Raw genomic sequence first — 13,492 nt, forward strand, 5'->3', positions numbered from 1 at the left:
GCCGCGCAGCGCCCCGCGTGGCGGCACCGATAACAAGGAGGCCGGACGCGGCCGCAACGGCGCGTCCGGCACAACACCCTCATGACAGCAGTGCAGTCGTTTGACGTCGCCATCCTCGGGGCCGGCCTTGCCGGCCGCCTGGCCGCTTGGTTGCTGGTCCGCAGCGGCGCCCGCGTGGCGCTGGTGGAGCGGGCCGGCCCGGACGGCGCGGGCTCTGCCGCCTATGTGGCCGCGGCCATGCTGGCGCCGCTGGCCGAGTCGGCCATCGCCGAGCGCCGCATCGTCGACCTCGGCGTCGCCAGTGTCGACCTGTGGCGCGCTTGGCTGGCCGAACTGCCGGAGCCGGTCTTCTTCCAGGAAGACGGCACGCTGGTGGTCTGGCACGCGCGCGACCGCGCCGAGATGTCGCTGTTCACCAGCCGCGTGCGCGCCGTGGCGCCGCCCGAGCTGGTGGCGCAGCGGCTGCGTGCGCTCGATGCCGCGGGCGTGGGCGAGGCCGAGCCCGCGCTGGCGGGCCGTTTCCCGCAGGGCCTGCTGCTGGCCGGCGAAGGCCAGCTCGACAACCGCGGCGCGCTGCGCGCGCTGCTGTCGTGCGCGGTCAGCGAAGGCGTGCATTGCGTCTGGGAGGCTGGGGAAGTGGAAGCCGACACGCTGCCCATGCTGGGCATCCGCGCCGACGTGGTGCTGGATTGCCGCGGCCTGGGCGCGCGCGCGGCGTGGCCGGCGCAGCCCGGCGGCACCACGCCCGGGCTGCGCGGGCTGCGCGGCGAAGTGGTGCGCGTGCATGCGCCCGACGTGAAGCTGCACCGGCCGGTGCGGCTGCTGCATCCGCGCTACCCGATCTATATTGCTCCCAAGCCCAACGACCTGTACGTGATCGGCGCGACCGAGCTGGAAAGCGAGGACGATTCGCCGATGAGCGTGCGTTCCGCGCTGGAGCTGCTGTCGGCGGCGCACTCGCTGCATCCCGCTTTCGGCGAGGCGCGCGTGCTCGAGCTGAACGTGCAGCGCCGCCCCACGCGGCCCGACCACCTGCCGGCGATCCGCGTCGACCAGCACGCGCGCGTAGTGCGCGTCAACGGCCTGTACCGCCACGGCTTCCTGATCGCCCCGGCGGTGACCGAGGCCGCGTGCGCGGTGGTGAGCGCGTTGCTCAAGGGCGACCCTGCCGCCCACGCGGTGCCTGCCGCGCTGCGCTGGCCCGGCATGATCGAAGCCGTGACGGAAGCGCCGGCAGCCGCGATGCGCGCGCACTCCGGGCTGCTGCACTAACGCAAGACTGACATGGATATCCTGCTCAACGGCCGACCGCTCGCCCTTGCCGAATCCGCCACGCTGGCGGACGCGGTGAGCGCGGCGCAGATCGCGCCCCCCTTTGCCGCGGCGGTCAACGGCCAGTTCGTGCCGCGTGCCGCGCATGCCAACACCCCCCTTGCGGCCGGCGACCGCATCGACCTCGTGCAACCCGTGACGGGAGGCTGACCCCATGACCTTCGAACCTTCCGAAACCCTGCGCGACCCGTTCGTGCTGTATGGCGAGTCGTTCGGCTCGCGCCTGCTACTGGGGACCGCGCGCTATCCGTCGCCGGCCACGCTGGAAGCGGCCGTGCAGGCCTCCACGCCGGCCATGATCACCGTCGCGCTGCGCCGCCAGGGCGCGGTGGGCGACGGCGAGGGCGGCCAGGCGTTCTGGCAGATGCTCAAGGCACTGAACGTGCCGGTGCTGCCCAACACCGCCGGCTGCTTCACCGCGCAGGAAGTCATCACCACCGCGATGATGGCGCGCGAGGTGTTCGAGACGCCATGGATCAAGCTCGAGCTGATCGGCGACGACTACACGCTGCAGCCCGATACGCTCAACCTGCCGGCCGTGGCCGAGACCCTGATCAAGGAAGGCTTCAAGGTGCTGCCGTACTGCACCGAGGACCTGGTGCTATGCCGCCGGTTGCTCGATGTCGGCTGCCAGGCGCTGATGCCGTGGGCCGCGCCGATCGGCACCGGACGTGGCGCGGTCAATCCGCATGCGATGCGCGTGCTGCGCGAGCGCCTGCCGGACACCCCGCTGATCGTTGACGCCGGCCTGGGCCTGCCGTCGCACGCGGCGCAGGTGCTGGAGTGGGGCTACGACGGCGTGCTGCTCAACACCGCGGTGGCGCAGGCCGCCTACCCGGTCGACATGGCGCGCGCCTTCGCGCAAGCCGTGGCGGCGGGCCGCACCGCCTACCTGGCCGGGCCGATGCCCGAGCGCGAAATCGCGCAGGCCAGCACCCCGGTGGTCGGCATGCCGTTCTGGCACGCCGACCACACGGAGCAGCGCGCATGACCCGCCGCCCCGTCCACGCCCCCAGCGATGGTCCGCTGCGCGCGGCGGTGCTGGAACACTATGGCGAGACCTTCGGCGTCGATGACAAGCCGTGGCAGGCCTGGCGTCTTGAAGATGCGCCCGCGCAGCCCGGCGCGCACGACGTGCTGCTGTCGGACGGCGAAGCCACCGAGGCAGTCATCGCGCGCGTCGCCGCCAGCGGCGCCACGCTGATCGAGACCGACCGCGAAGGCGGCCAGTGGATCGACACGGTGCGCTCGCCGATGGGCACGTGGGTGTTCTCGGTTGCCGCGGACAGCGACCAGCCGCATTCGCCCGCGTTTGTCGCCGTGCTGCTGGCAAGCCTGTCGCTGCATTTCCCAGCGCATGACGCGTTGGTGCTGGCGCGCGCCTGGGCCCCGGGTTCGGCCGACTGGCCGTCTGACTTCGCGCGCTTCCCGCGCGTGCGCCATGCCGCGCTGGTGGCGCCGGAGCAGGCCGTCGAGCCGTTCGCGCCGTGCCCCGCGCTGGGCCTGTACGTGGTGGTGCCGAGCGCCGAGTGGATCGAGCGCCTGGCGCCGCTGAAGGTGCCGACGGTACAGTTGCGCTTCAAGGCCGATGATCCGGCCTCGGTGCGTGCCGAGATCGCGCGCGCTGCCACGGCCATGCGGGGCTCGTCGTCGCGCCTGTTCATCAACGACCACTGGCAGGCCGCGATCGACTATCGCGCCGCCCACGGCGGCGAGCAGAGCGGCATCTACGGCATCCACCTGGGCCAGGAAGATCTCGCTGACGCCGACCTCGATGCGATCCGCGCATCCGGGCTGCGGCTGGGCGTGTCCACGCATGGTTATGCCGAGATGCTGCGCGTCGCGGCGATCCGCCCGAGCTACCTGGCGCTGGGCGCGATCTTCCCGACCACCACCAAGGTGATGCCGACCCAGCCGCAGGGCATGGGCCGCTTCCGCGCCTACGTGAAGCTGATGCAGCCGGTGATCCCGTCGCTGGTGGGCATCGGCGGCGTCAACGCCACGAACATGCGCGAGGTGCTGGCCGTGGGCGTGGGCAGCGCCGCCGTGGTGCGCGCCGTCACTGAAGCCGACGACGTGCCGGCCGCGGTGGCCCGCCTCGTCAGCCTGTTCCCGGCCAGCTGAGCGCGCCGTGCCCGCGCCGCGCATTCGCCTGGCGGCCGTGGCTGACCTGCCGCGGCTGCCCGACATCGAACTGGCCGCGGCGGCGCTGTTCCCCGAGGGCGACCTGCCGGCGCTGCTGCGCCTGGTCAGCACGCCGGACTCGGCGCTGGCCGCCGCGCAGCGCGAAGGACGGTTGTGGGTGGCCGAGCATGCGGGCGAGCTCGCCGGCTTCGCACTGGCCAGCCGCAATGGCGCCTGCGGCTATCTCGATGAAATGGACGTGCATCCGGACCATGGCCGGCGCGGTATCGGGCGCGCGCTGGTCGGGACCGTGCAGGGCTGGGCGCGGGCGAACGGCCTGCGCACGCTGAACCTGACCACTTTCGCGCATTTGCCCTGGAATGCGCCGTTCTATGCCTCGATGGGGTTCCGGCGGCTGGAGGACGGCGAGCTGTGCCCGTTGCTGGCGGAGGCGCTGGCGGCACAGCGCGCTGCGGGGTTGCGCCAGCGCGTGGCGATGCGGCAGGAGTTCTGAGAGGGCAGCCTGGTTCCCGCGGCGCGAGCTACGGCGGCTTTCCGGGGACAAGATTTGTGCGACATTCGCCCAGCCGCCGGAGCCGGACCGGACCCGCCGCTATGATGTCGGGCAGCATTCCCCGCCAACCCTCCCGCAGCGCCCACCATGTCGACCCAGCTCCCCACCATCATCCCCGCCGCCCCCGGCACGCCCGAAAAGCCCTATTTCGGCATCGACGTGCCGCTGATGCGTTATTTCGGCCTGCAGCCGGAGTTGATCGAAGAGGGCTACTGCCGCACACGGCTGCCGGCGCACCCGCAGCTGGTGAACAGCCGCGGCGACGTGCACGGCGGCACGCTGATGGCGACGCTGGATTTCACGCTGAGCGGCGCGGCACGCTCGCATGCGCCCACCGAGACGGGCGTGATCACCATCGACATGTCGACCCATTTCCTGGCCGCCGCGCGCGGCGAGCTGACGCTGGAAGCGCGCTGCCTGCGCCGCGGCGCGCGCATTGCGTTCTGCGAGGGCGAGGTGAAGGATGCCGACGGCAACGTGGTGTGCGTGGCACGCGCGGCGTTCAAGCTGGTGCCGCTGTCCAGCGGCGGCAACTGATTCCTGCCTGAAAGCCCGGCCGTTCAGTCCTGCAGCGGCCGGTACACCTGTTCGAACCGCGCGCGCTCGGTGATGCCATAGTCGCCGGGCGCGTATTGCATCAGCCAGTCGCCCGGCTTGCCGTGCAGCACGTCGCCGCCGGCGCTGCGTTCGATGCTGAAGGGCTCGCCCATCTGGCGCGCCAGCACCGGGACCGGCTTGTTGCGATAGGCGCCGTCCTGGCCGTGCGCCAGCGGCGGGATGGCTTCGTACTTGGGATCGAAGCGGTCGCGCGATACGCACCAGCGATCGCCAGTGGCGCTGGTGACCAGCGCATCGCCAGGCTGGTAGCGGTTGGGACCTTCGCGGCTGATCAGCTCGCCAGCCTCGGTGGCGAACTTCACGTCGACGACTTCATGCTTGAGGTAGAAGGCGGCGTCGGGATCGCTGCGCAGGTCGATATCGGTAAGCCTGTGCATTTGCCGCTCAACCCAGCGCACGTGGCGCGAAGGCGTGGTTCAGCGGGCCGTTGCCGCTGCCCAGCCGCAGTCCGGCACCGGCCGCGATGGCCTGTGCCACATAGTCCAGCGCCTTGCCCGCCGCATCTTGCAGCGCATCGCCACGCGCCAGCTGCGCGGCGATCGCCGCCGCCAGCGTGCAGCCGGTGCCATGCAGGTTGCGGGTATCGACGCGTGGATGCGTGAACACGCGCACGGTGCCGTCCCGCAGCATCAGCAGGTCGTCCAGCCCCCCGGCGATGCCGGCCGCGCCATCGTCCTCCAGGTGGCCGCCCTTGAGCAGCACCGCCGGGCAACCCATCGCGATCAGGTCGGCGGCGGCCGGTTCCATGTCGGCGCGGCGCGCGATCCTGCGGCCCAGCAGATAGGAAGCCTCGGGCAGGTTGGGCGTGACCAGCAGCGCGCGCGGGAACAGCAGCCGCACCATGGCCTGCGTGGTGGCGTCGTCGGACAGCGTCGCGCCCGAGGTCGAGATCATCACCGGATCCACCACCAGCTTGCGGATGCCATGCCGGTCCGCGGCGGCGGCCACGGCCTCGACGATGGCGGCGGTTCCCAGCATGCCGGTCTTTGCCGCGTCCACGCCGATATCGCTGGCGACGGCATCGATCTGCGCGGCGACCATGTCGGCCGGGATCGCATGCACGCCGGTCACGCCCAGCGTGTTCTGCGCGGTGATCGCGGTAATGGCGCTCATGCCGAAGCAGCCCAGCGCGGAGAAAGTCTTCAGGTCGGCCTGGATGCCGGCGCCGCCGCCGGAGTCGGAGCCGGCGATGGTCAGGGTGCGGGGTGGCGTTGGGATCATCTGTGCGGAAATCAAGGAGGGCCGGTGCGCAAGGCGCCCGGGCACGCTACAATACCGCCACTCGTGCGACACGCACTCTCGTGTCCGGGTAGCTCCAACGTAAGGAGCATCGACCTCTGTTGGGACAAGGTGGCGGCCTCGGCTGACACCGTCCAATCCCAACCATTTCTTGCTTAGACACGCCGAGCCGCAAGGTGAGGTAAGTCAATCGGTGCAACGCCTGCCGGATCTTCGGTAGGGATTGTAGCTTGCTTTTGCTGGTCAACAGCCAGCCATCGCCCAAGGCGGAGACGCTCGCCTTCGGGCGAATTCGCCTTGACACTTTCCCAGCGGGAAGGCGTCTGCGCACGTCTCTGTTGCATAACTGCCACACGATTTAAGCCGACCCATCGGGTCGGCATCGCGTCTTGGACCGACTGCAGCCACTGCGCTCGCACGTCGGTAAGCGCTCGCCTTTACGGGAGCACATAAGTAAGGACTGAGGCCCGGAGCGTAAGCTCTACGCGTTATGGTTCGGTCGAGCACGCCCGCGTGGGCGCCTTGATAGAGAACTCGCTATGCGACTAGCGGTAGCCTAGGGGGACATGCGTCACTGGTAACGGTGGGGTGTGAAGCTTCCCTGACAATGTAGCCCCCGTAAGGGTGCCAATGGATCGTGAGGTCCGTAGGCAGCAAACCGAAGCAGCATCGGTTGAGGAGCTAGGCTGGCTGGTATGGGCAACACATGTGAACTGCTGATAAACGTCGTGAGTATTACGGTGCCAAAGCTGATGACAGGCACTCACCAAAAGGTACGTGGCTGGATACTCCGCTGAGTGGTCGGAGTACGTCGTCGTTAAGCCACCGGCGAAGAGGCAGGCCCTAACCCAGTCGTGTAACGCGTGGGGAACGTGGTAAGCCCGTATGGCTGCCCGAGTGCAGTTTTGCTCAGGCAGGCGAACCGCAAGGAACGCTGTCGGCTGTGCGGGTATGGGAGGTTGGAAAAAGCGAATGCCGGGTTGTAATGATCCGGATAGGGATTGAAACATCATCCCACGCGAAAGCGGGCAGACTTCCAACTGGTCTACTCGTCGCAAGACGACTGACTGAACTCGCTTGTTTAACTTTTCTTCCCTTGTGGGACAACTTGTCCCGCAAGGGGCATGTTGTCTCTTGATGTTGGGGAAGATCCTCAAGATAAGGAGGGCAGCATGGAAGCATTGATCCGCGAGGATGAATCTGCGCCTTCCGGCGTACCGCAAAAGTGGGGCGACATCGATTGGCGCCGCATAGAGCGGAACGTTCGAGTAATGCAGATTCGAATTGCGAAGGCAACACAGGAAGAGGATTGGCGTCGGGTGAAAGCCCTGCAAAGGTCCTTGACCCGCTCGTTCTCCGCCAAGGCATCGGCTGTACGACGAGTGACGATGAACCAAGGTGCGCGGACGGCGGGAGTCGATCGCGTAACGTGGGAAACGCCTGAAGTCCGGTGGGAAGCCATCGGGCGGTTGAAGCGCCGGGGGTACAGGCCACTGCCATTAAGGAGGGTCTACATTCCCAAAGCCAACGGTAAGAAGCGCCCCCTGGGCATTCCGACCATGTTGGATCGAGCCATGCAAGCGTTGTTTCTGCTGGCGCTGGAACCGGTGTCCGAAGGAACGGGCGATCCGAACTCGTATGGGTTTCGGATCAATCGGTCTACCGCGGATGCCATGAGCCAGTTATTCGCCTCCCTATCCCAGAAGGTTTCGGCCCAATGGGTGTTGGAGGCGGATATCAAGGGGTGCTTTGACCATATCAGTCACGACTGGTTGGAGCGCAATGTCCCAATGGACAAAGCCATCCTTAGGAAATGGCTGAAAGCTGGCGTGGTATTTCAAGGCCAGTTTCAGGCGACCGACGCCGGAACACCACAGGGGGGCATCATTTCCCCGACTCTGGCAAACGTGGCGCTGAACGGGTTGGAACAGCAACTGACCACCGCCCTCAAGGCGAAGTTAGGGGCCCACAACCTACGAAGGCACAAGGTGAATGTTGTGCGCTATGCGGACGACTTCGTGATCACCGGTAACACACCGGAGGTCTTGGAATGCGAAGTGAAGCCGTGGGTGGAACAGTTCCTCGCTGTCAGGGGGCTGACACTATCGACGGAGAAAACGCGGATCGTCACCATCGCCGAAGGCTTTGATTTCCTTGGGTGGAATTTCCGGAAGTACTCGGGAAAACTGCTCATCAAGCCGAGCAAGAAAAACGCGCAAGCGTTCTACCGCACGGTCAAAGGAGTCATCAGTGCCATGAAGGGAAGAAAGCAAGAAGATCTGATCCGACTGCTGAATCCGATGCTAAGGGGCTGGGCGCAATATCACAGTCCAGTGGTAGCGAAGGCAATGTTCACCAGAATGGAGCGCATGGTTTTTCAGGCTCTGTGGAGGTGGGCAAAGCGGCGACATCGAGGTAAGAACGCTGACTGGGTACGCAAGCGGTATTTCGTAACCATCGGCAATCGGAACTGGGTGTTTGGTACCACAACCGTGGATAAGAAGGGCAATCCCTTCTGGTTGGAGTTATACCCGCTCGCGGGCACGCCGATCAGAAGGCACGCGAAGGTCAAGGGGGAATTCAATCCTTTTGATCCGGTCTGGGAAATGTATGGCGAAAAACTGCGACAGGAGCGCATGCTGCAAAGCATGTCGCACCGCAAGCAGTGGATCAGGCTGTATATGTCCCAGCAGGGTTTATGTGCGTTGTGTCAGTGCAAAATGACCAAAGAGACGGGGTGGGATGATCACCACATCGTGCCGCGCGTTCTTGGTGGTTCCGACGCTCTAGGGAACCGAGTACTGGTGCATCCGGGTTGCCATGTTCAAGTTCATCACCACGGCAGAACCGTTGTGAAGCCGGTGTTCGATTTATTCGATCACTTTGTTGAGGCTTGAGCCGTATGCGGGGAAACCCGCACGTACGGTTCTTAGGGGGGAGTGTCACCAGCGATGGTATACTCCTACCCTCCCGAGGAGCGTTGCAACGGATGGCGGCCGGCGAAGCACATCGCGCGGTCGGCGGCACAGCTGCCCCATGCCATCCGCCAGGCTCGGACTGTCTTCAACGGCGCTCGCTGATCCGTGGTTTCGCACGGAGGCGAGTCGACCTATCCGCCCGCTGCGCATGTGCCCCGCTGCCATGCCGCCGCCCGCTTGCCCGATCTCGTCACCTGCGTGCCACTCTTCACCGGGAGTGAAACATGAACGCCGTGACCGACCTGAAGCAAGACTACCTCGTCGCCGACATCAACCTCGCCAGCTGGGGCCGCAAGGAAATCGCCATCGCCGAGACCGAGATGCCCGGCCTGATGGCGATCCGCGATGAATTCGCCGCCGCACAGCCGCTCAAGGGCGCGCGCATCGCCGGCTCGCTGCACATGACGATCCAGACCGCCGTGCTGATCGAAACGCTCAAGGCGCTGGGCGCCGATGTGCGCTGGGCCTCGTGCAATATCTTCTCGACGCAGGACCACGCCGCCGCCGCCATCGCCGCGGGCGGCACGCCGGTGTTCGCCTTCAAGGGCGAATCGCTGAAGGAATACTGGGACTTTACGCACCGCATCTTCGACTGGGCCGACGGCGGCACGCCCAACATGATCCTCGACGACGGCGGCGACGCCACGCTGCTGCTGCATCTGGGCGCCAAGGCCGAGCAGGATGCGTCGCTGATCGCCAACCCGGGCAGCGAGGAAGAGACCTTCCTGTTCGCCGCGATCAAGGAAAAGCTGGCCAAGGACCCGTCGTGGTACAGCCGCAACCTCGCCGCCATCCGCGGCGTGACCGAGGAAACCACGACCGGCGTGCACCGCCTGTACCAGATGGCGCAGAAGGGCGAGCTCAAGTTCCCTGCCATCAACGTCAACGACTCGGTCACCAAGAGCAAGTTCGACAACCTGTACGGCTGCCGCGAATCGCTGGTGGACGGCATCAAGCGCGCCACCGACGTGATGATCGCCGGCAAGGTCGCCATCGTGGCCGGCTACGGCGACGTGGGCAAGGGCAGCGCGCAGGCGCTGCGGGCGCTGTCGGCGCAAGTGTGGGTCACCGAGATCGACCCGATCTGCGCGCTGCAGGCCGCGATGGAAGGCTATCGCGTGGTGACAATGGACTACGCCGCCGAGCATGGCGATATCTTCGTCACCTGCACCGGCAACTACCACGTCATCACCCATGAGCACATGGCGAAGATGAAGGACCAGGCCATTGTCTGCAACATCGGCCACTTCGACAACGAGATCGACATCGCCTCGATCGAGAAGTACGAATGGGACGAGATCAAGCCGCAGGTCGACCACGTCAAGTTCCCCGACGGCAAGAAGCTGATCATCCTGGCCAAGGGCCGCCTGGTGAACCTGGGCTGCGCCACCGGCCACCCCTCGTACGTGATGAGCAGCTCGTTCGCCAACCAGACCATCGCGCAGATCGAACTCTGGCAGGAGCGCGACAGCGGCAAGTATCCGGTCGGGGTCTACACGCTGCCCAAGCACCTGGACGAGAAGGTCGCGCGCCTGCAGCTGCGCAAGCTGAACGCGCAGCTGACCGAGCTGACCGAGCAGCAGGCTGCCTATATCGGCGTGAAGAAGGAAGGCCCGTACAAGGCGGATCACTACCGCTATTGATCGGATCGCGCGCCGCGCTTGCCGTGCTCCCTCTTCCATGCATGGGGAGGGAGCAACCACGCCATCGAAGCCAACCAAGGAGCCGTCATGAGACTACTGGTCGTATGGATCATCAACGCCGTTGCGCTGTTCGTCTTGCCGTACATCATCCCGTCGATCCACATCAAGAGCTTCGGCTCGGCGATGCTGGCGGCGCTGGTGCTGGGCCTGGTCAATACGCTGATCCGTCCGATCCTGGTGATCCTGACGTTGCCGGTGACGCTGCTGACGCTGGGGCTGTTTATCTTCGTCATCAACGCGCTGCTGTTCCTGTTTGTCGGCAACCTGCTGTCGGGCTTTACCGTCGGCAGCTTCTGGGCGGCCTTGCTGGGCTCGATCCTGTACAGCGTGATCTCGTGGCTGCTGGCCAGCCTGCTGCTGGGCAACCGCGACGACTGACACTATTTCGCGCGCCGCGCCAACGCGGCGCGCCACCATCATGCAAGACCGCTACTTCAGCTTTGAATTCTTCCCGCCCAAGACGGCGGAGGGCACCGAGAAGCTGCGCAACACGCGTGCGCAGCTGGCACCGCTCAAGCCCAAGTACATCTCGGTGACGTTCGGCGCCGGCGGCACCACGCAGCAGGGCACGCTCGACGCGGTGCTGGAAATCCAGCGCGAAGGCATCGAGGCCGCGCCGCACCTGTCGTGCGTGGGCTCGTCGCGCGAGAGCATCCGCGCGATCCTGCAGCAGTACCGCGACGGCGGCATCCGCCATATCGTCGCGCTGCGCGGCGACATGCCGTCGGGCATGGGCGAGATCGGCGAATTCCGCTACGCCAACGAGCTGGTGGAGTTCATCCGTGCCGAGACCGGCGACTGGTTCAATATCGAGGTGGCCGCCTACCCCGAGTACCATCCGCAGGCGAAATCGCCGCGCCATGACCTCGACAACTTCGTGCGCAAGGTCAAGGCCGGTGCCGACTCGGCAATCACGCAGTACTTCTACAACGCCGACGCGTATTTCCGCTTTGTCGACGATGTGCGCGCGCTGGGCGTCGAGGTGCCCATCGTGCCGGGCATCATGCCGATCACCAACTACTCGCAGCTGATGCGCTTCTCCGAGATGTGCGGCGCCGAAGTGCCGCGCTGGGTGGCCAAGCGGCTCGAGAGCTTCGGCGACGACCGCGAATCGATCCGCGCCTTCGGGCTGGACGTGGTGACGGGGCTGTGCGAGCGGCTGCTGGCGGCAGGCGTGCCGGGCCTCCACTTCTACACGCTCAACGCGGCAGGCGCGACCAAGGCGATCTGGCAGCGGCTGAAGCTGTAAGCAACGCCGCAGAAAAAGCGAGCGGTTTTGGGTGCTCCAAAGCAGCTCGAGCTTGCCCAAGCAAGGTGTTCCCCCTCTCCCGTCATGGGGAGAGGGTCGGGGTGAGGGGTGGTTTAGCGAGGAACCACGAAAAACGGGGCCAACGGTTTTATCCGGCATAGCGGCTCCGGCAAACATCGGCCCTTACCCCACCCCTCTCCCGCGAGCGGGAGAGGGGTGCCTGCTGCACGGGGATTGTGGTGCTCCCGGCGTCCAGCAATCGGTGCCATACTCGCCCCCATGGTCACCGCGACCTTCCGCTTCTACGAGGAACTGAACGACTTCCTCGCGCCGGACCAGCGCCGGCGCGACCTGTCCTGCGTGTGCGCGCGCGCCGCCACGGTCAAGCACATGATCGAGGCGCTGGGTGTGCCGCATACCGAGGTCGAGCTGATCCTGGTCAACGGCGAGTCATGCGGATTCGACCGGCAACTGTGCGATGGCGACCGGGTCTCGGTCTATCCCAAGTTCGAACGGATCGACGTGTCGCCGCTGCTGCGGGTACGCGAGCTGCCGCTGCGCGTCATGCGCTTTGTCGCCGACGCCCACCTGGGCGGGCTGGCGCATCTGCTGCGCATGACCGGCTTCGACACGCTCTACGACAACCATTTCGAAGACAGCGAGATCGAGCGCATCGCCGTCGACGAGGGCCGCATCGTGCTGACGCGCGATCGCGAACTGCTCAAGCGCCGCGGCATCACGCACGGCTGCTATGTGCGCGCCCTCAAGCCGCGCCAGCAGGTGCGCGAGATCTTCGCGCGGCTTGACCTGGCGGGCAGCGCCCGGCCATTTTCGCTGTGCCTGGACTGCAACGTGCCGCTGCACACGCTGGAGGCGGCCGCCGCTGCCGGACGCGTGCCGGACGGCGTGCTCGAGCGCCATCGCAGCTTCGTCACTTGCGACCGCTGCCGGCGGGTGTTCTGGGAAGGCTCGCACTGGCGCTGCATGCGCGCGCTGGTCGATGAGCTGGTGCGGGACGCCGGGTCCGATCCGGCCTAGAACGCACCCGACTCCGTCACGATCCAGTCCATGGCGATGTCGTGGGGCTGCGCCTGCAGCGCGATACGGCAAGCGTCGTGGCCGATGCCGATCGCCACCGGCCGCGGCGCCATGGCCGCCAGCGTGCGGTCGTAGAAGCCGCCGCCATAGCCCAGGCGGAACTTGTCCGGGCTGAAACCGACACAGGGAATAAGCAGCGCATCAGGCATGGCGGCCTCGGTGCCGTCAGGCACCGGGATGCCGTAGTGGCCGGTGGCCATGGGCGTATCCGGCGTCCACAGGTGGAAGTCCAGCGGCGCGCCGGGGCGGCTGACCGAGGGCAGCGCCGCATGGCGGCCGGGCACGTCGGCCAGCCACTGCGCTACCGCGGCGCGCGCGTCGAACTCTTGCTGGATCGGCCAGTAGAAGCCCAGGCAGCGCACGGCCAGGCCCGCCAGCAGTTCAGACAGCGCGGCGGCGATGCGCGCGTCGGCTTCGGCGCGGGCGGGCAGGGCGGCGCGCCGCGCCAGCAGTTGCGCGCGCAGCGCGCGGCGGTCGCCGGCGGCGGGGGTGGGGGCGGTCGTGGCAGGAGTGGCAGACATGGCGTGGGATAATGCCCTGGTCCGAACCAACACGGACGGCGAAGCCGCGGATTTTG

14 protein-coding genes and 1 riboswitch are annotated in these 13,492 nt (G+C 66.7%); of the genes, 11 read left to right on the top strand and 3 right to left on the bottom strand.

The window, feature by feature from the left end; all coding sequences use genetic code 11:
- Positions 1-81: 81 nt before the first annotated feature.
- From ACOCMH_RS17815 to ACOCMH_RS17840, 6 genes are all read left to right on the top strand, one after another.
- Positions 82-1,272 (top strand): FAD-dependent oxidoreductase, encoded by a 1,191-nt coding sequence (locus ACOCMH_RS17815; RefSeq protein ID WP_427312333.1) that lies wholly within the window; start codon positions 82-84, stop codon positions 1,270-1,272.
- 12 nt (positions 1,273-1,284) lie between these two features.
- Positions 1,285-1,482 carry a sulfur carrier protein ThiS gene (gene thiS / locus ACOCMH_RS17820; RefSeq protein ID WP_012351522.1) on the top strand — a complete coding sequence of 66 codons (198 nt, stop codon included), beginning with the start codon at positions 1,285-1,287 and terminating at the stop codon, positions 1,480-1,482.
- 4 nt (positions 1,483-1,486) lie between these two features.
- Entirely contained in the window at positions 1,487-2,323 is an 837-nt protein-coding gene (locus ACOCMH_RS17825; protein ID WP_427312334.1) for a thiazole synthase, read from the top strand.
- Entirely contained in the window at positions 2,320-3,456 is a 1,137-nt protein-coding gene (locus ACOCMH_RS17830; RefSeq protein ID WP_427312335.1) for a thiamine phosphate synthase, read from the top strand. Before ACOCMH_RS17825 ends, ACOCMH_RS17830 begins: the two co-directional genes overlap by 4 nt.
- 7 nt (positions 3,457-3,463) lie before the next feature.
- On the top strand, positions 3,464-3,970 hold the full coding sequence (locus ACOCMH_RS17835) for a GNAT family N-acetyltransferase (protein WP_427312336.1): 507 nt from the start codon (positions 3,464-3,466) through the stop codon (positions 3,968-3,970).
- A gap of 147 nt (positions 3,971-4,117) precedes the next feature.
- Positions 4,118-4,567, top strand: a complete 450-nt coding sequence (locus ACOCMH_RS17840; protein ID WP_306855675.1) for a PaaI family thioesterase — start codon at positions 4,118-4,120, stop codon at positions 4,565-4,567.
- 23 nt (positions 4,568-4,590) lie between these two features.
- Here ACOCMH_RS17840 and ACOCMH_RS17845 read toward each other — a convergent pair whose 3' ends face one another.
- Together ACOCMH_RS17845 and thiD are read right to left on the bottom strand one after the other, a co-directional pair.
- Positions 4,591-5,025, bottom strand: coding sequence for a PGDYG domain-containing protein (locus tag ACOCMH_RS17845; protein WP_427312337.1), 435 nt, complete (start codon positions 5,023-5,025; stop codon positions 4,591-4,593).
- A 7-nt stretch (positions 5,026-5,032) separates the two neighbouring features.
- Positions 5,033-5,869: a bifunctional hydroxymethylpyrimidine kinase/phosphomethylpyrimidine kinase gene (gene thiD / locus ACOCMH_RS17850; protein ID WP_427312338.1), complete on the bottom strand. Its 837-nt coding sequence runs from the start codon at positions 5,867-5,869 to the stop codon at positions 5,033-5,035.
- A gap of 1,190 nt (positions 5,870-7,059) precedes the next feature.
- Between thiD and ltrA the strand changes: the two genes are divergently transcribed.
- The 5 genes from ltrA (at position 7,060) to ACOCMH_RS17875 (ending at position 12,855) form a co-directional block, all read left to right on the top strand.
- Entirely contained in the window at positions 7,060-8,784 is a 1,725-nt protein-coding gene (gene ltrA / locus ACOCMH_RS17855; RefSeq protein ID WP_427312339.1) for a group II intron reverse transcriptase/maturase, read from the top strand.
- Positions 8,785-8,853: 69 nt separating this feature from the next.
- Positions 8,854-8,969, top strand: a riboswitch (S-adenosyl-L-homocysteine riboswitch).
- 120 nt (positions 8,970-9,089) lie between these two features.
- Positions 9,090-10,508, top strand: coding sequence for an adenosylhomocysteinase (gene ahcY / locus ACOCMH_RS17860; RefSeq protein ID WP_427312340.1), 1,419 nt, complete (start codon positions 9,090-9,092; stop codon positions 10,506-10,508).
- A gap of 87 nt (positions 10,509-10,595) precedes the next feature.
- Positions 10,596-10,946, top strand: coding sequence for a phage holin family protein (locus tag ACOCMH_RS17865; protein WP_306855679.1), 351 nt, complete (start codon positions 10,596-10,598; stop codon positions 10,944-10,946).
- A 40-nt stretch (positions 10,947-10,986) separates the two neighbouring features.
- Positions 10,987-11,817 (top strand): methylenetetrahydrofolate reductase [NAD(P)H], encoded by an 831-nt coding sequence (gene metF, locus ACOCMH_RS17870; protein WP_171514418.1) that lies wholly within the window; start codon positions 10,987-10,989, stop codon positions 11,815-11,817.
- A gap of 279 nt (positions 11,818-12,096) precedes the next feature.
- Positions 12,097-12,855 (top strand): Mut7-C RNAse domain-containing protein, encoded by a 759-nt coding sequence (locus ACOCMH_RS17875; RefSeq protein ID WP_427312341.1) that lies wholly within the window; start codon positions 12,097-12,099, stop codon positions 12,853-12,855.
- Here the strand turns inward: ACOCMH_RS17875 and ACOCMH_RS17880 are convergent.
- Positions 12,852-13,436 carry a 5-formyltetrahydrofolate cyclo-ligase gene (locus ACOCMH_RS17880; protein ID WP_427312342.1) on the bottom strand — a complete coding sequence of 195 codons (585 nt, stop codon included), beginning with the start codon at positions 13,434-13,436 and terminating at the stop codon, positions 12,852-12,854. The two genes, ACOCMH_RS17875 and ACOCMH_RS17880, sit on opposite strands and share 4 nt — an antisense overlap.
- Between the last annotated feature and the right edge of the window lie 56 nt (positions 13,437-13,492).

This window comes from Cupriavidus sp. H39, assembly GCF_050271075.1.
GTDB classification, from domain to species: domain Bacteria; phylum Pseudomonadota; class Gammaproteobacteria; order Burkholderiales; family Burkholderiaceae; genus Cupriavidus; species Cupriavidus necator_B.

What these genes read in the sequence shown, in the direction of transcription:
- ACOCMH_RS17815 (WP_427312333.1), top strand. Translation starts at nt 82, where the DNA reads ATGACAGCAGTGCAGTCGTTTGACGTCGCCATCCTCGGGGCCGGCCTT.
- thiS (WP_012351522.1), top strand. Translation starts at nt 1,285, where the DNA reads ATGGATATCCTGCTCAACGGCCGACCGCTCGCCCTTGCCGAATCCGCC.
- ACOCMH_RS17825 (WP_427312334.1), top strand. Translation starts at nt 1,487, where the DNA reads ATGACCTTCGAACCTTCCGAAACCCTGCGCGACCCGTTCGTGCTGTAT.
- ACOCMH_RS17830 (WP_427312335.1), top strand. Translation starts at nt 2,320, where the DNA reads ATGACCCGCCGCCCCGTCCACGCCCCCAGCGATGGTCCGCTGCGCGCG.
- ACOCMH_RS17840 (WP_306855675.1), top strand. Translation starts at nt 4,118, where the DNA reads ATGTCGACCCAGCTCCCCACCATCATCCCCGCCGCCCCCGGCACGCCC.
- ACOCMH_RS17845 (WP_427312337.1), bottom strand. Translation starts at nt 5,025, where the DNA reads ATGCACAGGCTTACCGATATCGACCTGCGCAGCGATCCCGACGCCGCC.
- thiD (WP_427312338.1), bottom strand. Translation starts at nt 5,869, where the DNA reads ATGATCCCAACGCCACCCCGCACCCTGACCATCGCCGGCTCCGACTCC.
- ltrA (WP_427312339.1), top strand. Translation starts at nt 7,060, where the DNA reads ATGGAAGCATTGATCCGCGAGGATGAATCTGCGCCTTCCGGCGTACCG.
- ahcY (WP_427312340.1), top strand. Translation starts at nt 9,090, where the DNA reads ATGAACGCCGTGACCGACCTGAAGCAAGACTACCTCGTCGCCGACATC.
- ACOCMH_RS17865 (WP_306855679.1), top strand. Translation starts at nt 10,596, where the DNA reads ATGAGACTACTGGTCGTATGGATCATCAACGCCGTTGCGCTGTTCGTC.
- metF (WP_171514418.1), top strand. Translation starts at nt 10,987, where the DNA reads ATGCAAGACCGCTACTTCAGCTTTGAATTCTTCCCGCCCAAGACGGCG.
- ACOCMH_RS17875 (WP_427312341.1), top strand. Translation starts at nt 12,097, where the DNA reads ATGGTCACCGCGACCTTCCGCTTCTACGAGGAACTGAACGACTTCCTC.
- ACOCMH_RS17880 (WP_427312342.1), bottom strand. Translation starts at nt 13,436, where the DNA reads ATGTCTGCCACTCCTGCCACGACCGCCCCCACCCCCGCCGCCGGCGAC.